Origin of the sequence: Streptomyces sp. NPDC059851, from assembly GCF_042732005.1 — a bacterium.
Taxonomy (GTDB): domain Bacteria; phylum Actinomycetota; class Actinomycetes; order Streptomycetales; family Streptomycetaceae; genus Streptomyces.
The window spans coordinates 1-21,360 of record NZ_JBHWJJ010000103.1 but is presented as its reverse complement, the minus strand read 5'-3'; the positions used below and the strand labels follow the sequence as shown (position 1 = coordinate 21,360).

Here is a 21,360-nt window from a genome sequence, read left to right as displayed (position 1 = left end):
CGGACGGCGCCTGGGCGCCGCCCGAGGAGGGGTGCGCGGACGCGGGGGCGTCCGCGCGAACGAGAGAAGCCGGGGGGCTTGCCATGAACGACAACCACGCCAGCTGAAGGGCCGGCCACGGGGGAAAGAGAGCGGCTCCGGTCCCGCGGAGGGGGCGGGACCGGAGCACGCCAGGAGCACCGAGAGGGAGGGACCGATGGCCACCACGGCCGAGTACACGGGGTGCGGGGAGTGGGAGGAGCTGGTCGGCGCCGCACTGCTGGGCACCGAGCGGCGGCAGGGCGATCCGGCGGCACTGCTCGACGCGGCGGCCGTGCAGACCGTACGGCGCCGGGCCGGACTGCGCCCCGCCGAGGCGGCTCCGCGTCCGCAGCCGGCTCCGGACGACCCTCGGCCGGAGCCGCCGGAGCCGGCCCGGCGGCGGCTCGCACAACTGCTGGCCGGGCGGACCGGCGCGGGCAGTGCCGGCGGACGGCGGGGGGCCGCCCCGGATCTCACGGAGCTGCTGCCCCAGTGGCTCGCAGCCGCCGGGCGGCACGGCTACCGGGCGCCGGCGGCGCTGCTGCCGGCCCTGCTGGACGCCGCCCGGGCCCGGACGGACCTGCGCCCACCGGCCCTGGCCCTGGCCGGGCCGCGGGGGCTGTGGCTGGCCCGGCTCAACCCGGACTGGCGGTTCGCCCTGCGCGGCGGGGCGGGCGGCGGGGAACTACGCGACCCCGAAGACCGGGCCGGGGTGGAGCAGCTGTGGCAGGAGGGGTTGTTCGCGGAGCGGGTGGGCCTGCTGGGGGCCGTACGGGCCCACGAGCCGGCCGCAGCCGTGCGGCTGCTGTCCAGCACCTGGACCACCGAGCGCGCCGAGGACCGGCTGATGTTCCTCGACTCCCTGCGGACGGGGCTGTCCGAGCAGGACGAGCCGTTCTTGGAGGCGGCCCTGGGCGACCGCAGCCGCAGCGTCCGGGCGACGGCCGCCGAACTGCTCTCCGCGCTGCCCGGCTCGGCGCTGGCCGGGCGGATGGCACGGCGGGCCGCGGCCTGCGTGGGACCACAGGGGGTGGTCCCGCCGGCCGAATGCGATGCGGGGATGCTGCGCGACGGGGTCGTGAAGCGGCCCCCCGCCGGCCGCGGGGAACGGGCCTGGTGGCTCGGCCAGCTGGTGGAGGCCGCACCGCTGTCCTGCTGGCGGGAGCGCTTCGGGGGACTCGACCCGGCGCGGATCGTGGAACTGCCGATCGCCGACGGCGAGAGCTGGCGGGAGGAACTGCACGCGGCGTGGTGCCGGGCGGCGGTGCGGCAGCGGGACCCGGAATGGTCCCGGGCGCTGCTCGGCGCGGCATCGGCGCCGCCCGCGACCGCGCCGGGGACGGCGTCCCTCGCGGAACGGGCCAAGCTGCTGTCGGTCCTACCGGAGGGGGAACGGGCCGACTGGGTCGGGCAGTTCATCCGGGCCCACGGGCTGCCGGAGGCGTTCCAGCTGCTCGGCGTGTGCGAGGTGCCGTGGGCGGGGGCGCTGGGCCGGGCCGTGGTCGACGCCCTCGACGCGGCGCGGGAGGCGGGCAGCTATCCGTGGAGCTTCAGCGGGGTGATGGGGCTGGCGGAGCGGTGCCTGGATCCTGCGGAGGCGGACCGGTTGGAAGGGCTCACCGCTGCCGCGGAGTATCCCGAGGACGGGGCTGCGGGGGCGGGGGCGTACTGGGCCGAGGCCTTCCAGCGCCTGGTCGCCACCTTGCGGCTGCGGGCCGCCATGCTCGCCGAACTGCGTCCGGACCCGCCCGTCTGACGGTCCCCCGGCCGGGTCCGCCTCCGGGGGGTCCCACCGTGCCGCCGCGCCGTTCCCGGCGCCTCCGCCCCCGCACCCCGCGCCGGCGGGGTGGACGGGGGCTGGACGCGTGCCGGACCCCGCGGGGCTGGATCGGCCGGTGCAGTGGGGGTCGTCAGTGGCGGATGTTCGCGCGGACCCAGTCGACGATGGACGTCGTCGTGGCGCCGGGGGTGAAGATTTCGGCCACGCCCTTCTCCTTGAGGGGGGCGATGTCGTCGTCCGGGATGATGCCGCCGCCGAACACCTTGATGTCCTCCGCCTCGCGCTCCTTGAGGAGTTCCAGGACGCGGACGAACAGGGTGTTGTGCGCGCCCGACAGGATCGACAGGCCGATCGCGTCGGCGTCCTCCTGGATCGCGGTGTCCACGATCTGCTCGGGGGTCTGGTGCAGGCCCGTGTAGATGACCTCCATGCCCGCGTCCCGCAGGGCGCGGGCGATCACCTTCGCGCCGCGGTCGTGGCCGTCGAGACCCGGCTTGGCCACCACCACACGGATCGGACCGGTCACACCCATCGCACTGCCTCCAGAGTGAACGAACGTTAAGTACAGCATCGCGCACGCCGCCGTTTCGCGGTCAAGCACGAGGGGGAAATCACACGTGGGACGGCGTGATTCACCGCCAGGAGCCGCACCGCACCGGATCGCCGCGCCACCGTACCGACAGCCGCACGGCACGGCGGCGCGGCTGGCCGCAGTCCCGTTCACGGTCATGGGGAGGCCAGGGAGGCCGTCGATGGGGCTGTCCACACCCGTATCCGCATCCGGATCCGGATCCGGATCCGCACCGGTCTCGGGCGCCGCGCTGCGGGCCGGGGTCCTCGAAGCGATCCTGTTCGGCGCCCACCTGCTGCACTACCCGACCGGGATCCGACAGGAGCGGCCCGCCGCCCCGGATTCCCGCCCCGGGCCGCGTCGGCCCGTGCTGCTGCTGCACGGGTTCAGCGACAACCGGTCCGTGTTCGTCCTGCTGCGACGTGCGCTCGCCGCCCACGGCGGCCGACAGGTCGAGGCGTACAACTACTCGCCGCTCACCCTGGACCTGCGCGCCGCCGCCCGCGGTCTCGCCCGGCGGATCGAGGAGCTGTGCGAGCGCACCGGCAGCGAGCAGATCGATCTGGTCGGCCACAGTCTGGGCGGGCTCGTCGGCCGGTACTACGTCCAGCGGCTCGGAGGGGACGCCCGCGTCGGCGCGCTCGTCACGCTGGGCACTCCGCATTCCGGTACGCGGATCGCGCCCTTCATGGACGCGCACCCGCTGGTCCGCCAGATCCGGCCGGACTCCGAGGTGATGGCCGAGCTGCGTGCGCCCGCGCCCGGCTGCCGCACCCGGTGCGTGGCGTTCTGGACCGAGTTGGACGAGCTGATGGACCCGCCCGAGACGGCGCGCGTCGAGCACCCGGATCTACGCACCGAGAACATCCAGGTCACGGGCATCGGGCACCTCGCGTTAGCTGCCCACCCGGCGGTCGCGGCGGCCGTCCTGCGGGCCCTCGACGGGCCCGGTCCGGCGGCCGTCGAACCCCCGGAGGACACCGCCTCCGTCGCGTGAACGCCCAGCGGACCGGAGTCGAACACATTTCGAACTCAAGGCCAAGGCTGGGCATGGAGCCGACCGAAACACGGCCGAATGCCCGGTTCCGCTCAGCTTGGAGCCCGCCGAAGATTGTCGAGGCCAGTGACCGCCGGGTACAGTCACGCCACTGCTCTCCCCAGGGAACCCCCCGATCCCTGGCCACCCAGGCCCCCACTGCCGAGGCGAAAGAGAAGTTGGTGAACGACCGCCCCTCGTCGGGCCTGTACCCCGAGTCCGGGTACGACGGCCTTTCCACCACCACTTTCGCCGGCGATTCGTCCTACGGTTCCTACGAAACGCAGGGCCAGGGATACGCCTACACGTCGTACGGCTCGTACGACACCGGCTCGTACGACACCACCGCCTGGGCCCCGCAGGGGACTTACCCCCAGGACGGCTACCTGCCGACCATCCCCGCCCAGGGCGCCTCCGCCGACACCGGCACGGGCACGGGCCAGTGGGACACGACCGCCTGGACGGCGCAGACCCCCGACTACCAGTCCACCGCCACCGCGTTCGGCTACGAGCAGACCGGCCAGTGGGCGACCCCCGGCTACGGCACCACGGGCACCGAGACGGGCTCGTACGACGCCACCGCCTGGAACTCGGTCCCTCTGGACCAGCAGCAGACGCAGGCGTTCCCCTTCGAGTTCGACCAGCAGCAGGCGTACGCCTACCAGGAGCCGGCCGCCGCCGTCGCCGCCGACGCGTACACCGAGACGGCCGTCTTCGAGGCCCTCGGCGACGAGGCCGCCGTCGAGCCCCGGTCCGCCGACCCCGCCCTGGAGGCGGACCAGGACCTGGACCTGGATCAGGACTTCGACCTCAACCTCGACCTCGACCTGGATCCGGACCTCGATGAGGAGTCGGACCTCGGGCTGATCGCCGGCCCGGTGCACGACATGCCCACCCAGGCCATGCCCGTCACCCCGGCCGCCACGCCCTCCGGCCCGGCCGGCCCGCGCGCCTCGCGCCGCGCCGGGTCGAAGGCCCCGCACGGCTCCGGCAACAGCCGCCGCCGCACCCCGGCGAAGCGTTCCGCCCTGCTGACGGTGGCCGTCCCCTCGGCCTGCGTGATGGGCATCGCCGGTGTCGCGGCCGCCTCCGTCGGCGGCCTCACCGGCGGCGAAAAGCCCGCCGAGGAGACCACGACGATGGCCGCGCCCGACCCGGCGTCGGTCAAGCCCGTCGCCGCCAACAGCAAGCTCGACACCCAGCTGGAGGCGCTCAGCGCCGACGCGGGCGACTTCGCGGACCGTGCGAGCCGCACCCAGGAGCGCATCGACCTGCGCCAGCGCCAGGACGAGGAACGCAAGCGGAAGGCGGCCGAAGAGGCGGCCAAGGAGGCGGCCCGCCCCAAGTTCGCCCTGCCCGTCGCGCAGCGCGGCCTCAGCGCCAGCTTCGGTCAGGCCGGTGGCATGTGGATGTCCGTGCACACCGGCATCGACTTCCCGGTCGGCTACGGCACCCCGGTCATGGCGGCCACCGACGGGACCGTGCGCACCCAGTGGAACAGCGCCTACGGCAACATGGCGATAGTGACCTCCCCCGACGGCACCGAGACCTGGTACTGCCACCTGGGCAGCACCAAGATCCGGTCCGGCAAGGTCAAGGCCGGCGACGTCATCGCGTACTCCGGCAACTCCGGCAACTCCACCGGCCCGCACCTCCACTTCGAGGTCCGGCCCGGCGGCGGGTCCGCGATCGACCCCGCGGCCTGGCTTCGCAGCCACGGCCTCAACCCCAGCTGAGCCGTCCCCGCGCCCCCGGCCCCCCGCCCGCGCCGTGCCGGGCGCACGCGCGCGCACGCCCGTCCGGTACGCCGGCCCCGCACGCGCCGCTTCCCGCCCCCGCACCGCGTCAGGCCCCACGGGTCGTGCGACCCCGCGGGGCCTGACGCCCGCTAGAGCTTCTGCACCGGCGCGTAGCGCAGCAGTAGCCGCTTGGGCTTGCCGTCGCCGAAGTCGATGGTCGCCTGCGCCTCCGACCCACCGCCCGTGACCTGCAAGACCGTGCCCAGGCCGAACTGGTCGTGCGTGACCCGGTCCCCGATCGTCAGCGCCACGACCGGCTTGTCGCCGGCCCGCCGCGTCGCGAACCCGGACGGCCCCGACCGCGTGCGGGAGGAGGAGAGGAAGGCCTCCGGGGACGTGCCGAACGAGGCCTTGCCGGAGCCGTAGCCGGAACCCTGACCCCGCATCGGGCCGGCCGGCTTCTGTGCGGCGCCCGTGCGCTTCCACTGCAGGTACTGCGCCGGGATCTCCTCCAGGAACCGCGACGGCGGGTTGTACGAGGGGGTGCCCCAGGCGCTGCGCATCGAGGAGCGGGTCAGGTACAGCCGCTCGCGGGCCCGGGTGATGCCGACGTAGGCCAGGCGCCGCTCCTCCTCCAACTCCTTGGTCTGGCCGAGGGCCCGCATGTGCGGGAAGACGCCGTCCTCCATGCCGGTCAGGAAGACCACCGGGAATTCCAGGCCCTTGGCGGTGTGCAGGGTCATCAGCGTGATGACGCCGGCGCCTTCGGTGTCTTCGTCCGGGATCTGGTCGGAGTCGGCGACCAGGGCGACCTGTTCCAGGAACTCGGCGAGGGTGCCGGGATTGTCCTCCCCGCGCGCCTGCTCGAATTCCAGCGCGACGGCCGCGAGTTCCTGCAGGTTCTCGATCCGGGTCTCGTCCTGCGGGTCGGTCGAGGCCTGGAGCTCGGCGAGGTAGCCGGTGCGCTCCAGCACCGCCTCCAGCACCACCGCCGGTCCCGCGCCGGACTCGGCGATCGTGCGCAGCTCCTCCATGAGCACGTTGAACCGCTTCACCGCGTTGGTGGAGCGCGCGGCCATGCCGTACGCCTCGTCCACGCGCCGCAGCGCCTGCGGGAAGGTGATCTTCTCGCGCATCGCGAGGGCGTCGACCATCGCTTCCGCCCGCTCGCCGATGCCGCGCTTGGGCACGTTCAGGATCCGGCGCAGCGGGACGTTGTCCTCCGGGTTCGCGAGGACGCGCAGGTACGCGAGGACGTCGCGGACCTCCTTGCGCTCGTAGAAGCGGACCCCGCCGACGACCTTGTAGGGCAGACCGACGCGGATGAAGACCTCTTCGAACACACGGGACTGGGCGTTCGTCCGGTAGAAGATCGCGACGTCCCCCGCCTTCGCCCGGCCGGCGTCGGTGAGGCGGTCGATCTCGTCGGCGACGAACTGGGCCTCGTCGTGTTCGGTGTCGGCGACGTAGCCGGTGATCACGGCGCCGGAGCCGGCGTCGGTCCACAGGTTCTTGGCGCGGCGGTTCTCGTTGCGTTCGATGACCGCGTTGGCGGCGGACAGGATCGTCTGGGTGGAACGGTAGTTCTGCTCCAGCAGGATCGTCGTCGCGTCCTTGTAGTCCTCCTCGAACTGGAGGATGTTGCGGATCGTCGCGCCGCGGAAGGCGTAGATCGACTGGTCGGCGTCGCCCACCACGCACAGTTCGGCGGGCGGCAGGTCGGGGTAGCCGGGGCCGACCAGCTCGCGCACCAGCGTGTACTGGGCGTGGTTGGTGTCCTGGTACTCGTCGACGAGGACGTGCCGGAAGCGCCGCCGGTAGTGCTCGGCGACGTCCGGGAACGCCTGGAGCAGGTGGACGGTGGTCATGATGATGTCGTCGAAGTCGAGGGCGTTGGCCTCGCGCAGCCGCCCCTGGTACAGGGCGTACGCCTGCGCCAGGGTCTTCTCGAAGCCGTCGGCGGCCTGGGCGGCGAAGGCGTCCTCGTCGATGAGCTCGTTCTTGAGGTTCGAGATCTTGGCGTTGAAGGACTTCGGCGGGAACTTCTTCGGGTCCAGGTCCAGGTCGCGGCAGACCAGCGCCATCAGGCGCTTGGAGTCGGCGGCGTCGTAGATCGAGAAGGACGAGGTGAAGCCGAGCCGCTTGGACTCGCGGCGCAGGATGCGCACGCACGCGCTGTGGAAGGTGGACACCCACATGGCGCCGGCGCGCGGACCGACCAGGCCTTCGACGCGCTCCTTCATCTCGGCGGCGGCCTTGTTGGTGAAGGTGATCGCCAGGATCTGGCCGGGGTGGACACCACGGGCGGCCAGCAGGTGGCCGATGCGGTGGGTCAGCACGCGGGTCTTGCCGGAGCCCGCGCCGGCCACGATCAGCAGCGGGGAGCCGGCGTGCACCACGGCCGCGCGCTGCTGCTCGTTCAGCCCCTCCAGGAGCGCCGCCGGGTCGATGACCGGCTTCGGGGTGCCGTCGCGGTAGTAGGAGTCACCGCTCATGGGCACGTCGAAGTGACCCTCGAAGAGGTCGTCCGCGCCCGGCTCCGGGGCGGGTCCGTCCTCGTACTCCTCGGGCGGCGGCGGGACCTCGTCGGAGGGGGTGAGGTCCGCCAGGAAGCTGTCGTCAAAGAGGCTGCTCATCGCCTTCCGAGTCTAGGGGCCCGCGGGGACACGCGGGGCCGGGTCAGCCTGTGACGAGCGCCAACAGGCCGGGGAATCGGCGCTCCAGGTCCTCGCGGCGCAGGGCGAGGTAGAGGCGACGGCCCTGGGGGCGCTGCCGGATCACGCCGCTCTCGCGCAGCGTCTTGAGGTGGTGCGTGACGCTCGACCTGGGCAGATCGGGGACGACCTCGCCGCAGTAGGCCTCCTCGCCGGAGGAGAGCTTGCGGACGATCTCCAGCCGGACGGGGTGCCCGAGGGCTGCGAGGACCTCGGCGAGTTCGAGGCTGTCGGCGTCGGGGTGGGTCAGCTCTGCAGCGGCGGCCATGCCCTCACTGTACGCAGATTTCGTACGGCCATTGCCGAACGGTTCGAAGATCTCGTACAGTCGACACCATGACCGTACGAATACTTCGAACGGTCGCTGGATCCCGCCCACCCACGGAGGACACCCCCATGCCCCGGACCACCCCGCCCGCCGTGACCGCGCCCACCATGACCGCGCTCGCCACGACCGCGCTCGACGACGCCTCCCTCGCCGCGTCCCTCGACGGCGGATTCACCAGCCGCCACGTCGACGTCGACGGCGTCCGCCTCCACTACGTCGAGGGAGGCGACCCCGCCGGCGCTCCCCTGGTGCTGCTCGGCGGCTGGCCGCAGACCTGGTGGCAGTGGCGCAAGGTGCTGCCGGCCCTGGCCCGCCGGTACCGCGTGATCGCCGTCGACCTGCGCGGCATGGGCGGCTCCGCCAAGCCGGAGGGCGGCTACGACAAGAAGACGCTGGCCCGCGACATCCACGGGCTGCTGGGCCGGCTCGGCATCGAGTCCGCCCACGTCGTCGGCCACGACATCGGCGCGATGGTGGCGTACGCCTTCGCCGCCAACCACCCGGACGCCACCCGGAAGGTGGCCCTCCTGGACGTCTCCCACCCCCACGGGGGCTGGGCCGCGATGCCCCTGCTCCCCCGCGAGGACCTCCGGCACCTGTGGTGGTTCGCGTTCAACCAGGTCCACGGCCTGCCCGAACAGCTGCTCTCCGGCCGCTACCGCATCCTGCTGGACTGGCTCTTCGGCGCCATGACCACCCGCCAGGAGGACATCGACGAGCACGCCCGCGCCGTGTACGCCCGCGCCTACGACACCCCGGACGCGATCCGCGCCGGCAACGACTGGTACCGCGCCTTCCCCCAGGACATCGCCGACATGGCGACGTACGCCCCGGTGACCGCGCCCCTCCTCGCCCTCGGCGGCGAACACAGCAACCACGAGCGCCTCGTGGCGGACGTCCCGGCGCTCGGCACCGACACCCGCGTCGTCCGCGTCGACGGCAGCGGGCACTACCTCCCGGAGGAGAACCCGCGGGCGGTCGTCGAGGAGCTGACCCGCTTCCTGGGCTGAACAGGGGCACCCGTACGCTCGACCGCATGGACGTACTCATCAACGCCTTCGTCGGCCTCCACATCATCGGGATCGCCTCGCTCCTCGGCGGTTTCCTGACCCAGATGAAGGCGATGAGCGCGGGCACCGCCCGTTTCGTGCCCGCGATGCTGCACGGCGCGCTGACGATGCTGGTCACCGGCGTCCTGCTGGTCGGCTTCCGCGAGATGGACGGCGGCAGCGTCAACAACATCAAGATCGGCGTGAAGCTCGCCGTCCTCTTCGTGATCCTCGCCCTCGTCTACGTCAAGCGCGACGAGGAGCGGGTCGACAAGGCGGTCTTCGGCGCGGTCGGCGGCCTGACCGTGGTCAACATCTTCATCGCCACCCTCTGGACCTGATCCGAAGACGACACCTCCGGTCACGACGGGGCACTTGCGGTCATCTCGTCATCCGACCGTTACCCCGCGGTCTAGCGTCCTCCTCCGAGCCCCGACGGAGGAAGGACGTGAGGCCCTGGTGGCCAGTCATCGAAAGCCCCGGCAGCGCCCGCTTCGCGGCGGCACCGTACGCACCGCCGCCACCCTCGCCCTCGCGGGCGCTGCCACCGCCACCGCCTTCGAAGGCACCTCCCAGGCCGACCCGCAGCCGACGCCCTCCCAGATCAAGGCGGAGGTCGACCGGCTCTACGAGGAGGCGGAGGCCGCGACCGAGCGGTACAACGGGGCGAAGGAGAAGGCCGACGGGGCCCAGCGCGCGCTGAACGAGCTGCGCGACGAGACCGCACGCCGGACCGACCGGATGAACGCCGCCCGCCGGGCCCTCGGCTCGCTGGCCGCGGGTCAGTACCGCAGCGGGGGCCTCGGGCCGGCGGTGCAGCTGGCGACGGCGGACGACCCACAGGACTACCTCGCCCGGGCCGCACTGCTGACCCGGGCCGGCGACCGCAACGCCGCGGGCATCGCATCCGTGCGCCGGCAGCTGGACGAGGTCGGCGCCCTGCGCGACCGGGCGGCCGGGCGCCTCGACGAGCTGCGGGCCGGCCAGGCCGAGCTCGCCGCGCAGAAGTCCGTGATCGAGGGGAAGCTCGACGCCGCGAAGCGGCTGCTGGCCCGGCTCACGGCCGAGGAGCGGGCCGCGTACGAGGCCCCGGCCGGCGCCGGCGAGGCGGCCCCCGCCGGCATGCGCGCTCCGGCCCCGCCGGCCCCGTCGGACGGCAACCGGGCCGCCCGGGCCATCGCCTTCGCGCACGGGGCGATCGGCAAGCCGTACGTCTGGGGCGCGACGGGCCCGAGCGCCTACGACTGCTCCGGCCTGACCCAGGCCGCGTACCGCTCGGCGGGGCTCTCGCTCCCCCGCACCACCTACACGCAGATCAACGCCGGCCGACGGGTCTCGCGCAGCGAGCTGGCCCCGGGCGACCTGGTGTTCTTCTACCCCGGGGTCACCCACGTCGGCCTGTACATCGGCAACGGCCAGATGATCCACGCCCCCCGCCCGGGCTCGACGGTCCGGGTCGCCCCGGTCGACTCCATGCCCTGGGCCGGCGCGACCCGCCCGGCGTAGCCGCGGCGGCGGCCACCGGCGTCACCGGGGCGCCGGGGCGCCGGCGTCACCGGGGCGCCGGGGCGCCGGCGTCACCGGGGCGCCGGGGCTGCCGCGGCCGTCCGCTACGGCGCCTTGACCTGGGTGCTCAGCCAGCCGAAGACCTGGGGGAGCTGGCGGACCCAGGCGTCGATGGTGTGGCCGCCCGTGGTCTTCTGGACCTCGATCTTCGTCGGCGCCTGCGCCGACTGCTGCAGGGCGATCCCCGCCTGGTAGCCGTCGCCCTCGCCGCCCGTGATCAGCAGCGACACCGCGGGCGGCGTCGGCAGGGCCTTCAGCATGGTGTGCAGGTTGTGCGACTCACGAAGCTGCGGGTCCTGGCGGAGCAGGGAGGAAGGCTCCATGCCGGGGTCGTTGTAGCCGGACATGGAGACCGCCGCGCCGTACCGGTCCGGGTGCGAGAGGGCCAGCTTGGCGGAGCAGTACGCACCGGCCGAGTACCCGGCGAGGCCCCAGGAACGGGGGTCATCGGAGACCCGGAAGTTGTCGATGACCATCTTGCGGACGTCCACGCTGAGCCAGCTGTCCGCGTTGACCTTGCCGGGGATGTTGGCGCAGCCGGTCTCGGTGTCGCCGAGCAGCATGGTGCGCGCCGAGACCAGGACGAACGGCTGGATCTTGCCGCTCTTCATGAGCGGCTCCAGCTGCTCGGCCACCTTCAGCCCCTTGAACCAGGACTTGCCGGAGCCGGGCATGCCGGGGATCAGCTCCACGACCGGGAACTTCTTGTCCTTGTACGCCGGGTCGTCGTACTGCGGCGGCAGGTAGACCAGGACGTCGCCCTTGACCCCGGATATCTTCCCGTCGAGCTCGGTCGCCTGCACCTTGCCGTGCACGTCCTCGACCGGGCGGAACTCCTGCTTCACCTTCGGCTCGGCCTCGATCTTCTTGCCGCCGAGGCCGTCCGGGCCGAGGTCGTTGGCGGCCTGCACGTAGTCGCTCGTGCCGAGCAGGTCGCCCCACGTGGTGTAGAAGTTCTGCTCCCTGTTGACCCCGATGAAGACCAGGGCGATGGCGGTGACCTGGGCGAACACCATCATCAGCGCGCGGGTGAGGATCCGTACGACGGCCGGGCCGCGCACCTTGCTCCACACGGCCAGCGGCAGGATGACGGCGGTCGCCGTCAGGGCGATCACCGTCGCGAAGAGGGGGGTCCCGGTCAAGCTCATCACGCCAGCCTAGAGGGCCGCGGGCAGTGCCCGGGTTCCGCGGCTCCCCTGCGGCATGCATCACAGACCGGGCGGAACACCTCAGACGAGGCGGCGCGCGGTGGCCCAGCGGGTCAGCTCGTGCCGGTTCGACAGCTGCAGCTTGCGCAGCACGGCCGAGACGTGCGACTCGACGGTCTTGACCGAGATGAACAGCTGCTTGGCGATCTCCTTGTACGCGTACCCGCGCGCGATCAGCCGCAGCACCTCGCGCTCGCGCTGGGTCAGCCGGTCCAGGTCCTCGTCGACCGGCGGGGCGTCCGTCGAGGCGAAGGCGTCCAGGACGAAGCCCGCGAGCCGCGGCGAGAACACCGCGTCGCCGTCCTGCACCCGGAAGATCGAATCCACCAGGTCGCTGCCGGTGATGGTCTTCGTCACGTAGCCGCGCGCGCCGCCCCGGATGACGCCGATGACGTCCTCGGCCGCATCCGAAACCGACAGGGCCAGGAAGCGCACCGGGTGCTCGGCCGCCGCCATCAGCGGGGCGCAGCGCCGCAGCACCTCGACCCCGCCGCCGCCGGGCAGGTGCACGTCGAGGAGGACCACCTCGGGCCGGGTGGCGGTGATGACGGTGACGGCCTGGTCGACGTCGGCGGCCTCGCCGACGACCTCGACGCCGGTGGTGGCGGTGTCCCCGATCTCGGCCTGCACACCCGCACGGAACATCCGGTGGTCGTCGACGAGGACCACCCGCACCCGCCGGTCCGGCGCACCGTCCTGCCCGTTCCCCTGTGCCCGTGCGTCCGCGTTCTGCCCGTTCATGCCGCCTTCGCCGCCCTCTCCATCTCCAGCTCGACTTCCGTGCCGCCGTCGGGTGCGGACCGCAGCCGTGCGGTCCCGCCGTTGCGCTGCATCCGGCCGATGATCGATTCTCGTACGCCCATGCGGTCGTCCGGTACCGCGTCGATGTCGAAGCCCGGTCCCCGGTCCCGTACGGACACGAACACCGTCTGCCCCTCCACTTCGGCGTACACCTGCACCGGGCCCCCGTCGCCACCGTACTTGGCGGCGTTGACCATTGCCTCGCGCGCGGCCTGCACCTGCGCGCCGAGCTTCTCGTCCAGGGGGCAGTCGCCGACCACGACCACCTCGATCGGCACGCCGTGGTGGTCCTCCACCTCGGCGGCGGTCTTCTTCACGGCCTCCGCGAGGGTGGCGGGCTCCTCGGCCTCGTCCTTGCCGGTGCCCTCGGGCTTGTACAGCCAGTTGCGCAGCTCCCGCTCCTGCGCGCGGGCGAGGCGGCGCACCTCGCCGACGTCCTCCGCGTTGCGCTGGATCAGGGTGAGGGTGTGCAGCACGGAGTCGTGGACGTGGGCGGCGACCTCGGCCCGCTCCTGGGCGCGAATGCGCATCAGGCGCTCCTCGGAGAGGTCCTGGGTCATCCGGATCAGCCAGGGTCCGGCGAGCAGCGCGATGCCGACGAGGACGGCGAGGGCGGCGGTGAGCACGTTGCCGAGCTGGGCGGCCGAGCCGCGGACGACGATGAAGACGGTGAGGCCGACGCCGACGAGGACGACGCCGGCGAGGCTGCGGGCGAGGTGCAGCATCCGCGCGTTGCGGCCGGCGGCGGCCCCCCAGTGCGCCCGCCGGGCGTTGTCGGCCTGCCGCCAGACGAGGACCACGCCTGCTCCGACGAGCAGGGTCGGCCACGCGTACCGGCCGGAGGCGCCGTCGTCCTGGACCTTGGCGATGAAGATGCCCGTGCCCACGCACAGCGCGATGAGCGCGCCGACCTGGCCCTTGTCGGGCCGGCGCAGCCGCCCGCTGCCGTCGGTCAGGCCGTCGAAGAAGGAGCGGTGCGCGGTGCGTCCGCCGACGCCGAGCGGTACGAACACCCAGAACGCCGCGTACAGCAGGACGCCGAGCCCGTCGCCCCACAGGAACAGGCCGAGGAAGGCGAGCCGGACCCAGACCACGGGGAGCCCGAGGTGCCCGGCCAGGCCGCGGGCGACACCGCCGAGCATCCGGCCGTCGGCGCTGCGGTAGAGCCTGCGCTGCGGTGCTTCGTCGGGGTCGGGGGCGTGCGGGGTGCGCGGGGCGGCGGGAACGGGCATGTCACCGATGGTCACACGCGCGCGGGGCGCCCGGCATCAGGGCCTCCCCCCAGTTGTGACCGGGGGATATCAGGGTTGTGCCAGGGTAAGGCCCGATGCCGGCGGCTCCGACGGCCCGTCACCATGGACGCATGACCAAGGACGACTCCCCGCCGCCGGGCGGCATGCCCGACGACCGGTCCGGCGAAAGGTCCGCCGATCAGGGCGGTGCCGACGGGACCGGTGCCGAGCGGACCGGTGCCGAGTGGGCCGCCGAGCGGCCGCCGCTGCGCCGCAGCAAGCGCGACAAGGTCCTCGCCGGCGTGTGCGGGGGCCTCGGCCGCTATTTCGACCTGGACCCGGTGATCTTCCGGATCTCGCTCGGCGTCCTCACCGTCACCGGCGGGTTCGGCCTGATCTTCTACGGCTTCGCATGGCTGCTGCTGCCCGTGGAGGGCGAGGAGGACAGCGAGGCGAAGAAGCTGCTGACCGGCCGGATCGAAGGGGTGACGCTGGCGGCGGCGTTCGCCGCGCTGGCGGGCTGCGCGCTGTTCCTGTCGATGTTGCACAACGGTGGGCTGGGGGCCTTCTCCGTCCTGGTCGTACTGGCACTGGGCGGAGCCGCGTACTTCTCCCAGCGCCGCCGGGGCGCCGCCCACCCCGAGGCGGAGTCGCCCGCCGCGCACCGCCCGGCCCCGCCGGAGACCCAGGCCCCGCCCGCACCGGGCGGCCCGTCCTGGTGGCGGGACCCGCTGGTCAAGGACGGCACCACCGGCCCGGTCGGGTCCACCGGCTATCTGTGGGGGCCGGACGACTCCCCCGGCGCGGCGAACGGCACGGACGGCCGCGCGGGCGGCGGAGCCGGGCGGAGCCTCGACCGGCCCCGGCCGCGCGGCGGGATCGGCGGGCGGGTGTTCCTGCTCGCGGCGCTGGCGGGCGCGGTCGCGACCGCCGCGGTGTGGGAGGACGGCACCCTTTCGTACGCGCTGCAGATCGGCCTGGCCTCGGCCCTGGCCGTCTTCGGCCTCGGCCTCGCGGTCAGCTCGGTCAAGGGGCGCACCGGCTTCGGTACGTTCTTCCTCGCCGTGGCCACGGCCGGGCTGCTGGCCTTCGCGTCCGCCCTGCCCGAGGACATCGGCACGGACTGGCGGGACGTCCGCTGGCGGCCGGCCGCCATGGCCGACGTACGGCCGGAGTACACGGCGGGCACCGGGCTGGCCACGCTGGACCTGAGCCGGCTCGACGTGCCGAAGGGCACCACGCTGAGCGTGCGGGCCGACATCGAGGCGGGCCGCCTCAAGGTCATCGTGCCCCGCGAGGTCACCGCGCGGGCCGACGTGTCGGTGCGGCTGGGCGACATCAAGATGCCCGGCGACGACACCCGGACGATACGCGTCAAGAGCGGTGGCGAGACCCAGCAGGAGACCCTGCAGCCCGCCGCGGGCACCGAGCCCGGCGGCACGATCGAACTGCACCTGCACGCGGGTGCGGGACAGGTGGAGGTGGCACGTGCCGCGTCATGAGTTCCAGCCGGGACGGCTGCTGGCGGGCCTGGTCCTGATGACGGCGGGCCTGCTGTACCTGCTCGACGCGGAGGGGGAGGTGGACGCGCCCTGGTTCCTGGTCGTCCCGATGGCCATGGGCGGGCTGGCGCTCGCCTCGCTGGTGGGGATGGTGACCTACGCGGTGCGGCGCGACCGCCGGGACCGCTCGGACGACCGCGCGGTACGCCGCGACCGGATCAGCGAGTCCAGCGACCAGTAGGGTGCACCGGCCAGGATCAGCGGGGTCCAGGCCATCAGGTAGGCGAGGTCGTTGCCGTAGTAGTACGGGGTCACCTGCCAGGACACCGTGAGCCACAGGCTGAGCGAGATCAGCGCCCCGCCCGCGGCCGCGAGCCGGGTCAGCAGGCCTGCGAGGACGGCCAGGCCGACCGCGGTCTCCGCGAGGGCCAGCAGGACGGCGAAGCCGACGGGCGAGGGCACCAGGTCGACGAGGCCGGGGACCGCGGAGGTGTCGCGCGCCCCTCGCATCACCTCGCCGATCGAGCCGGGACCCGTGGTGGACAGGAACGCGGGATCGGTCAGCTTGTCCAGGCCCGCGTAGACGAAGGTGACGCCCAGGAAGACGCGCAGCGGCAGGAGCGCGTACCGGGCGGCCCGGTCCCGCAGCGTGGGCGCGGGGGCCGCGTGGCCGGCAGGGGCGGCGTGGCCGGCGGGGTCGGCTTGGTCGGCGGGGGCCGCATGATCGGCGGGTGCGCCGGGACCGTGGGAGGCACCGGGAGGACGCGAGTGGTCCGACACGCGGGGGCCGTCGGAGGCGTCGGGGCTGTCGGGTCTGGTCACGCCCCCATCTCTACCCGCTTCACTCGGCCACGTCGATGCTGTAGCGGTTGGATTCCACCCCCGCCGCGGTCACCACCTGGAGCTCGACCCGCCCCGGTTCCACCTCCGCCGGGACCGGTACCGTCAGCACCGCGTCCGACGGGTTGGAGAACCCGCCCGCCACCGGGACGAGCGGAACGTGCACGTGCACCGTCCCGATCCGCACCACCAGCCGCGCCAGCATCTCCGGGGTCTGCGCCCCGGGCGGTACGAACCCCACCCCGCGGATCTCGATGTCGTCCCCCGGCCGGACGGCCGCGTCCAGGTCCCCGGGCTCGCGTCTGCGGACCACCGACAGCACCAGCGGACGGGCCACCTCCGCGTACTTCGCCGCCAGGTAGACCGCGGCCGACAGAACCACCAGCAGCGCCAGCGCCCACGGCAGCCGCGGCAGCCGGTCCGGGTACCGGGCCAGCGACACCGCCGCGTAGCCCAGCACCACCGTGGAGACCAGGACGTACTGGGCGTCCGGGAGGCTGCCCCGGCCCGCGTCGTCCGTCAGCAGGTCCGCTCCCCGCGGACGGTCCGCGGGCAGCTTCTGCAGGCGCTGCCCGAGGATCCGTACGGCGACCACCCGGCGCACCAGCACCGCCACGGCCGAGGTCAGGGCGACCACCGCCAGCAGCGGCAAGGCCCGCCCGAACGCCAACCCCTCGTAGAGCGCCTGCCGCTCCGGGCCGGGCGCCGACGCCGCCAGCCGCAGCGCGGGCAGCAGCGCGGCGAACGCGGTCAGCAGCAGCCAGGCGGTGGGCACGGCCTTCGAGGTGGACAGCCGGTTGTCCTCACCGATCAGCGGGGCCAGCAGCCCGCCGCGCACCGACTGGGCGCGGGCGGCGACCGTGAGCAGCCCGGCCAGCATCAGGGCGGCCAACAGGGCGGCGGTGCGCGCGGTGGACCACCCGGTGCCGAGCGCGGTGCCGACCTGCACCAGCAGCAGCACCCCGGCGGCGATCCACACGGCGAGCACGGCCCGCCGCGAGAGCAGGTAGAGCCAGGAGGTACCGGCCTCGCGTCCCCGGTCGGCGACGGTGCGGGCCGACAGGGTCAGCTCGTCGGAGACCCACTGCCGGGACGCCCCGGCGGACCGGGCCACCGCGGCGGGCAGCCCCTGCCCCGCGGCGAACCCGTCGCGCTTCTCCAGGAAGGCGGCGACCGCGCGCCGGTGGCCCTCCTGTGCGCCGTGCGGGCAGGCGTCGCAGGTGCATGCGCCGCCGTGGGGCACAAGGGAGATCGGGTGGACAGCCACGCGCCTGCCGCCTCTCTGAACTACGGTGCAATGCCAGCGAATTGTGCACCACTGCGGCAGTGCTCCGGATTGCGCACGATGTCAGAGCAGGTGATTAACCGTTCATGATGTTGACGTCACCCGCCCGGTGTAGCCCGCGCGCCCGCCGTACGGTCTCCCTGCACGGACTGCCACAGGGGCTGGTAGGCGGCCCAGGCCGCGAGGTCCGTGCCGAACCGCTCCCGCGCCGCGAGCGCGGACCGGTGGTCGATCGGCACCGGCTTGCCCGCGGCCCGCGCGATCAGCTGCACCTGGGCCGCCCGCTCGGCCGCGACGCACCACCAGGCGGCCGCGTCCACGGAGTCCCCGACCGTCAGCAGCCCGTGGTTGCGCAGGACCAGCGCCTTGTACGGGCCGAGGGCCCGGGCGATGCGCCGGCACTCGGCGGGGTCGCCGGCCCCCGCCGTGTACTGGTCGACGAGGGCGTGGTCCTCGTAGAACGCGCAGGCCTCCTGGGTGACCGGGGCGAGCAGCTCGCCGAGCGCGGCGAGCGCCCTCCCGTACGGGCCGTGCACGCGGACCACGGCCACGGTGTCGGGCCGGGCCCGGTGCACGGCCGCGTGCAGGGCGAAGGCCAGCTGGTTCACCCGCCGCTCCCCCTGCACCACGCGCCCGTCTCCGTCGACGAGGAGCAGGTCCTCGGCGGTCAGCGAGGCGAACGCCCGCCCGAAGGGGTTCACCCAGTAGCAGTCCCCGTACTCGGGGTCGCGCGCGGTGGCCTGCCCGGCGACCCCCTCCTCGTACCCGAGCCGGCCGAACAGGCGCAGCGCGCCGGCGAGCCGCTCCTTGCGGTACGCGCGCTCCTGCGCCGGACCGGTGTGGACCGGCGGCATCTCGAAGCGCAGCCGGTCCTCGGGCACCGGCGCGGGCGCGGGCTGGGGCTCGGGCTGGTCCGGCATGGCGGCCCTCCTCGGTCGCAGCGGTCGGCGCGGCCGCGGCGCCGGAGCGGCGGCTGGCGCGCAAGGTACCGGCGGGCCCCTCAACCCGCCAGAGGGGGACCCGGAGGGGGCCGGGAAAGGGCGAAGCCGCCACCCCCGGACGGGGTGGCGGCTTCGCCGCGGGCTCGGGCGGGAGTCAGCCCATGCTGACTACTCCCATTCGATGGTGCCCGGGGGCTTGCTGGTGCAGTCGAGGACGACGCGGTTGACGTCCTTGACCTCGTTGGTGATGCGGGTCGAGATCCGGGCCAGGACCTCGTACGGCATGCGGGTCCAGTCCGCGGTCATGGCGTCCTCGGAGGAGACGGGGCGCAGCACGATCGGGTGGCCGTAGGTGCGGCCGTCGCCCTGCACGCCGACGCTGCGGACGTCGGCCAGCAGGACCACCGGGCACTGCCAGATCTCCCGGTCGAGGCCGGCCGCCGTGAGCTCCTGGCGGGCGATGGCGTCGGCCTCGCGCAGCAGGTCCAGGCGCTCCTTGGTGACCTCGCCGACGATGCGGATGCCCAGGCCCGGGCCGGGGAAGGGCTGGCGCTGGACGATCTCCTCGGGCAGGCCGAGCTCCTGGCCGACCATCCGGACCTCGTCCTTGAACAGCTGGCGCAGCGGCTCGACGAGCTGGAACTCGATGTCCTCGGGGAGGCCGCCCACGTTGTGGTGGGACTTGATGTTGGCGGTGCCGGTGCCGCCGCCGGACTCGACGACGTCCGGGTACAGGGTGCCCTGGACCAGGAAGGCCACGTCCGGGCCGCCCTCGGCCTCGGCGATGATCTCGGCCTGGGCCTGCTCGAAGACGCGGATGAACTCGCGGCCGATGATCTTGCGCTTGGTCTCCGGGTCGGAGACGCCGGCCAGCGCGTTCAGGAAGCGCTCCTGCGCGTCGACGACCTTCAGCTGCACGCCGGTGGCCGCGACGAAGTCCTTCTCGACCTGCTCGGTCTCGCCCTTGCGCATCAGGCCGTGGTCGACGTACACGCAGGTCAGCTGGGAGCCGATGGCCTTCTGCACGAGGGCCGCGGCGACCGCGGAGTCCACGCCGCCGGACAGGCCGCAGATGGCGCGCTTGTCGCCGACCTGGGCGCGGATGGCCGCGATCTGCTCCTCGACGATGTTGCCGGTGGTCCAGGTGGGCTGCAGGCCCGCGCCCCGGTAGAGGAAGTGCTCCAGCACCTGCTGGCCGTGCGTGGAGTGCATCACCTCGGGGTGGTACTGCACGCCGTACAGCTTCTTCTCGTCGTTCTCGAAGGCCGCGACCGGGACGACGTCGGTCGACGCGGTGACGGTGAAGCCCTCGGGCGCCTTGGAGCAGGCGTCGCCGTGCGACATCCACACGGACTGGTGCTCGGGGGTGCCCTCGAACAGGGTCGAGCCGGTCTTGCTGACGGCCAGCGGGGTGCGGCCGTACTCGCGGGAGCCGGTGTTGTCGACCGTGCCGCCGAGGGTGGTCGCCATCAGCTGGAAGCCGTAGCACATGCCGAAGACCGGGACGCCGGCCTCGAACAGGGAGCGGTCGAGCTGCGGCGCGCCCTCTTCGTACACCGAGGACGGGCCGCCGGACAGGATGATCGCCTTGGGGTTCTTGGCCAGCATCTCGGCCACGGGCATCGTGCTCGGCACGATCTCGCTGTAGACCCGTGCCTCGCGGACGCGGCGGGCGATGAGCTGGGCGTACTGGGCGCCGAAGTCGACGACGAGAACCGTGTCCGGGGCGGCGTCGTGGGCGGCGGAGGGTGCTTCTGGCACGGGACGGCCTTCCGGCGGAAGAGGGGGCTGTTTTGTCAATTCTAACGGGGGACGCGCCGACCGTTTTCGTCTCACCGTCCGAACCGGAGCCGCCGCGACGCAGGGCGACGGGCGCATCACGGCGCGCGCGGCGCGTCCTGTCCGACCTCGGCTCGATCATCCCGAGGCCGGCCTCCAAGCCCTTCCTCGGCTACGACCGGCCGTGGTGGGAGGACCTCGGCCTGCGTGCGGGCCGCTCGGTGACCGACCTGCCGCTGCGCCAGGTCTACTACTGGGGGGTCGAGGGGGACCAAGCCGGGGCCGACCCCGCCAACCGCAACGCCCTGCTGATGGCCTCCTACAACGACACCAGCGCCGTGGAGTTCTGGAACGGGCTGCTGCGCCGGCCGAACCGCCTCGCCCCGGTGGCGGTGACCCGGCAGCCACGGCCGAGGGACGCGGCACCGGGCACGCTGGTCGACGAGGCGCAGCGCCAGCTGCGCGAGCTCCACGGCACCGACGTCCGCATCCCCGACCCGACGGCTGCCTACTTCCAGGATTGGTGCGGGACCCGTACGGAGCGGCCTACCACTTCTGGCGGGTGGGGGCGAAGAGCTGGGAGGTCATGCCGCGGATGCGTCACCCGCTGCCCGACGCCGATCTGTACGTCTGCGGATCGGCGTGGTCGACCGGACAGGGCTGGGTCTACGGCGCGCTCACGCAGGCCGAGCTGATGCTGGAGGAGCACTTCGGCCTGCCCCGTCCGGCGTGGCTCTCGCCGACCGCCTACCTCGGCGCGTAGCGCGCTGCACCCGCACCGCCGACCCGTCTCAGCATCCGGGCCGGGTTGGCCCAGAACGGGACGGTTGGCAATAATCCATTTCGTGCGCAAGCAGCTGAGCTTCCTCTTTACCTATGGCACCGGACGGTCCGGCCGCCATGGGTCCTCGTGATGCTCGCTCCGAGCCACTGACTTCCCGCAGCGCCCCGGTCCGCCAGGACCGGGG

At 73.4% G+C, this 21,360-nt stretch carries 19 protein-coding genes; 9 read left to right on the top strand and 10 right to left on the bottom strand.

The genetic code is table 11. From position 1 onward, the window contains the following. The first annotated feature begins 196 nt into the window (after positions 1-196). Positions 197-1,777: a DUF5691 domain-containing protein gene (locus ACFV7Q_RS28140; protein ID WP_385432453.1), complete on the top strand. Its 1,581-nt coding sequence runs from the start codon at positions 197-199 to the stop codon at positions 1,775-1,777. Positions 1,778-1,931: 154 nt separating this feature from the next. Here the strand turns inward: ACFV7Q_RS28140 and ACFV7Q_RS28135 are convergent, their stop codons facing one another. Next, positions 1,932-2,333 carry a cobalamin B12-binding domain-containing protein gene (locus tag ACFV7Q_RS28135; RefSeq protein ID WP_385432451.1) on the bottom strand — a complete coding sequence of 134 codons (402 nt, stop codon included), beginning with the start codon at positions 2,331-2,333 and terminating at the stop codon, positions 1,932-1,934. A 220-nt stretch (positions 2,334-2,553) separates the two neighbouring features. Here ACFV7Q_RS28135 and ACFV7Q_RS28130 point away from each other — a divergent pair, with 220 nt between their 5' ends. Together ACFV7Q_RS28130 and ACFV7Q_RS28125 are read left to right on the top strand one after the other, a co-directional pair. Next, positions 2,554-3,369: an esterase/lipase family protein gene (locus ACFV7Q_RS28130; RefSeq protein ID WP_385432449.1), complete on the top strand. Its 816-nt coding sequence runs from the start codon at positions 2,554-2,556 to the stop codon at positions 3,367-3,369. 221 nt (positions 3,370-3,590) lie between these two features. Continuing rightward, positions 3,591-5,144, top strand: coding sequence for a M23 family metallopeptidase (locus ACFV7Q_RS28125; RefSeq protein WP_385432447.1), 1,554 nt, complete (start codon positions 3,591-3,593; stop codon positions 5,142-5,144). A 152-nt stretch (positions 5,145-5,296) separates the two neighbouring features. Here the strand turns inward: ACFV7Q_RS28125 and pcrA are convergent, their stop codons facing one another. Both pcrA and ACFV7Q_RS28115 read right to left on the bottom strand, forming a co-directional pair. Next, positions 5,297-7,783 (bottom strand): DNA helicase PcrA, encoded by a 2,487-nt coding sequence (gene pcrA / locus ACFV7Q_RS28120; RefSeq protein WP_385432445.1) that lies wholly within the window; start codon positions 7,781-7,783, stop codon positions 5,297-5,299. Between the two features lie 43 nt (positions 7,784-7,826). After that, positions 7,827-8,129: an ArsR/SmtB family transcription factor gene (locus ACFV7Q_RS28115; RefSeq protein WP_385432443.1), complete on the bottom strand. Its 303-nt coding sequence runs from the start codon at positions 8,127-8,129 to the stop codon at positions 7,827-7,829. A 128-nt stretch (positions 8,130-8,257) separates the two neighbouring features. Here ACFV7Q_RS28115 and ACFV7Q_RS28110 point away from each other — a divergent pair, with 128 nt between their 5' ends. The 3 genes from ACFV7Q_RS28110 (at position 8,258) to ACFV7Q_RS28100 (ending at position 10,744) form a co-directional block, all read left to right on the top strand. Further along, positions 8,258-9,199 carry an alpha/beta fold hydrolase gene (locus ACFV7Q_RS28110; protein WP_385432441.1) on the top strand — a complete coding sequence of 314 codons (942 nt, stop codon included), beginning with the start codon at positions 8,258-8,260 and terminating at the stop codon, positions 9,197-9,199. A 26-nt stretch (positions 9,200-9,225) separates the two neighbouring features. Continuing rightward, a complete protein-coding gene (locus ACFV7Q_RS28105; protein WP_360635882.1) occupies positions 9,226-9,579 on the top strand; it encodes a hypothetical protein in 354 nt (117 codons plus the stop codon). 118 nt (positions 9,580-9,697) lie between these two features. Next, positions 9,698-10,744, top strand: a complete 1,047-nt coding sequence (locus ACFV7Q_RS28100) for an NlpC/P60 family protein (protein ID WP_385432439.1) — start codon at positions 9,698-9,700, stop codon at positions 10,742-10,744. Positions 10,745-10,848: 104 nt separating this feature from the next. Here ACFV7Q_RS28100 and ACFV7Q_RS28095 read toward each other — a convergent pair whose 3' ends face one another. The 3 genes from ACFV7Q_RS28095 to ACFV7Q_RS28085 form a co-directional block, all read right to left on the bottom strand. Continuing rightward, entirely contained in the window at positions 10,849-11,952 is a 1,104-nt protein-coding gene (locus tag ACFV7Q_RS28095) for an alpha/beta hydrolase (RefSeq protein WP_385432438.1), read from the bottom strand. Between the two features lie 81 nt (positions 11,953-12,033). Continuing rightward, positions 12,034-12,753 (bottom strand): LuxR C-terminal-related transcriptional regulator, encoded by a 720-nt coding sequence (locus ACFV7Q_RS28090; protein ID WP_385432436.1) that lies wholly within the window; start codon positions 12,751-12,753, stop codon positions 12,034-12,036. Then, positions 12,750-14,045: a PspC domain-containing protein gene (locus tag ACFV7Q_RS28085; RefSeq protein WP_385432434.1), complete on the bottom strand. Its 1,296-nt coding sequence runs from the start codon at positions 14,043-14,045 to the stop codon at positions 12,750-12,752. Before ACFV7Q_RS28085 ends, ACFV7Q_RS28090 begins: the two co-directional genes overlap by 4 nt. A 131-nt stretch (positions 14,046-14,176) precedes the next feature. On the opposite strand from ACFV7Q_RS28085, the gene ACFV7Q_RS28080 reads away from it, so the two are divergent. Both ACFV7Q_RS28080 and ACFV7Q_RS28075 read left to right on the top strand, forming a co-directional pair. Then, positions 14,177-15,547: a PspC domain-containing protein gene (locus ACFV7Q_RS28080; protein WP_385432432.1), complete on the top strand. Its 1,371-nt coding sequence runs from the start codon at positions 14,177-14,179 to the stop codon at positions 15,545-15,547. Next, the gene (locus tag ACFV7Q_RS28075) at positions 15,534-15,788 is read left to right on the top strand and encodes a hypothetical protein (RefSeq protein ID WP_385432430.1); all 255 of its coding nucleotides are present in this window, start codon (positions 15,534-15,536) and stop codon (positions 15,786-15,788) included. The genes ACFV7Q_RS28080 and ACFV7Q_RS28075 overlap by 14 nt, the downstream gene beginning before the upstream one ends. Here the strand turns inward: ACFV7Q_RS28075 and ACFV7Q_RS28070 are convergent. The 4 genes from ACFV7Q_RS28070 to guaA form a co-directional block, all read right to left on the bottom strand. Continuing rightward, on the bottom strand, positions 15,704-16,195 hold the full coding sequence (locus ACFV7Q_RS28070) for a DoxX family protein (protein ID WP_385432464.1): 492 nt from the start codon (positions 16,193-16,195) through the stop codon (positions 15,704-15,706). The two genes, ACFV7Q_RS28075 and ACFV7Q_RS28070, sit on opposite strands and share 85 nt — an antisense overlap. Before the next feature lie 193 nt (positions 16,196-16,388). Further along, a complete protein-coding gene (locus ACFV7Q_RS28065) occupies positions 16,389-17,654 on the bottom strand; it encodes a hypothetical protein (RefSeq protein ID WP_385432428.1) in 1,266 nt (421 codons plus the stop codon). Between the two features lie 116 nt (positions 17,655-17,770). Beyond that, positions 17,771-18,592, bottom strand: a complete 822-nt coding sequence (locus tag ACFV7Q_RS28060; RefSeq protein WP_385432427.1) for a class II aldolase/adducin family protein — start codon at positions 18,590-18,592, stop codon at positions 17,771-17,773. A gap of 189 nt (positions 18,593-18,781) precedes the next feature. Then, positions 18,782-20,374 (bottom strand): glutamine-hydrolyzing GMP synthase, encoded by a 1,593-nt coding sequence (gene guaA, locus ACFV7Q_RS28055; protein ID WP_385432425.1) that lies wholly within the window; start codon positions 20,372-20,374, stop codon positions 18,782-18,784. Between the two features lie 541 nt (positions 20,375-20,915). Here guaA and ACFV7Q_RS28050 point away from each other — a divergent pair. After that, positions 20,916-21,155 (top strand): hypothetical protein, encoded by a 240-nt coding sequence (locus tag ACFV7Q_RS28050; protein WP_385432423.1) that lies wholly within the window; start codon positions 20,916-20,918, stop codon positions 21,153-21,155. Positions 21,156-21,360 lie beyond the last annotated feature (205 nt).

What these genes read in the sequence shown, in the direction of transcription:
- pcrA (WP_385432445.1), bottom strand. Translation starts at nt 7,783, where the DNA reads ATGAGCAGCCTCTTTGACGACAGCTTCCTGGCGGACCTCACCCCCTCC.
- ACFV7Q_RS28105 (WP_360635882.1), top strand. Translation starts at nt 9,226, where the DNA reads ATGGACGTACTCATCAACGCCTTCGTCGGCCTCCACATCATCGGGATC.
- ACFV7Q_RS28115 (WP_385432443.1), bottom strand. Translation starts at nt 8,129, where the DNA reads ATGGCCGCCGCTGCAGAGCTGACCCACCCCGACGCCGACAGCCTCGAA.
- ACFV7Q_RS28095 (WP_385432438.1), bottom strand. Translation starts at nt 11,952, where the DNA reads ATGAGCTTGACCGGGACCCCCCTCTTCGCGACGGTGATCGCCCTGACG.
- ACFV7Q_RS28060 (WP_385432427.1), bottom strand. Translation starts at nt 18,592, where the DNA reads ATGCCGGACCAGCCCGAGCCCCAGCCCGCGCCCGCGCCGGTGCCCGAG.
- ACFV7Q_RS28140 (WP_385432453.1), top strand. Translation starts at nt 197, where the DNA reads ATGGCCACCACGGCCGAGTACACGGGGTGCGGGGAGTGGGAGGAGCTG.
- ACFV7Q_RS28080 (WP_385432432.1), top strand. Translation starts at nt 14,177, where the DNA reads ATGACCAAGGACGACTCCCCGCCGCCGGGCGGCATGCCCGACGACCGG.
- ACFV7Q_RS28110 (WP_385432441.1), top strand. Translation starts at nt 8,258, where the DNA reads ATGCCCCGGACCACCCCGCCCGCCGTGACCGCGCCCACCATGACCGCG.
- ACFV7Q_RS28135 (WP_385432451.1), bottom strand. Translation starts at nt 2,333, where the DNA reads ATGGGTGTGACCGGTCCGATCCGTGTGGTGGTGGCCAAGCCGGGTCTC.
- ACFV7Q_RS28085 (WP_385432434.1), bottom strand. Translation starts at nt 14,045, where the DNA reads ATGCCCGTTCCCGCCGCCCCGCGCACCCCGCACGCCCCCGACCCCGAC.
- ACFV7Q_RS28090 (WP_385432436.1), bottom strand. Translation starts at nt 12,753, where the DNA reads ATGAACGGGCAGAACGCGGACGCACGGGCACAGGGGAACGGGCAGGAC.
- ACFV7Q_RS28130 (WP_385432449.1), top strand. Translation starts at nt 2,554, where the DNA reads ATGGGGCTGTCCACACCCGTATCCGCATCCGGATCCGGATCCGGATCC.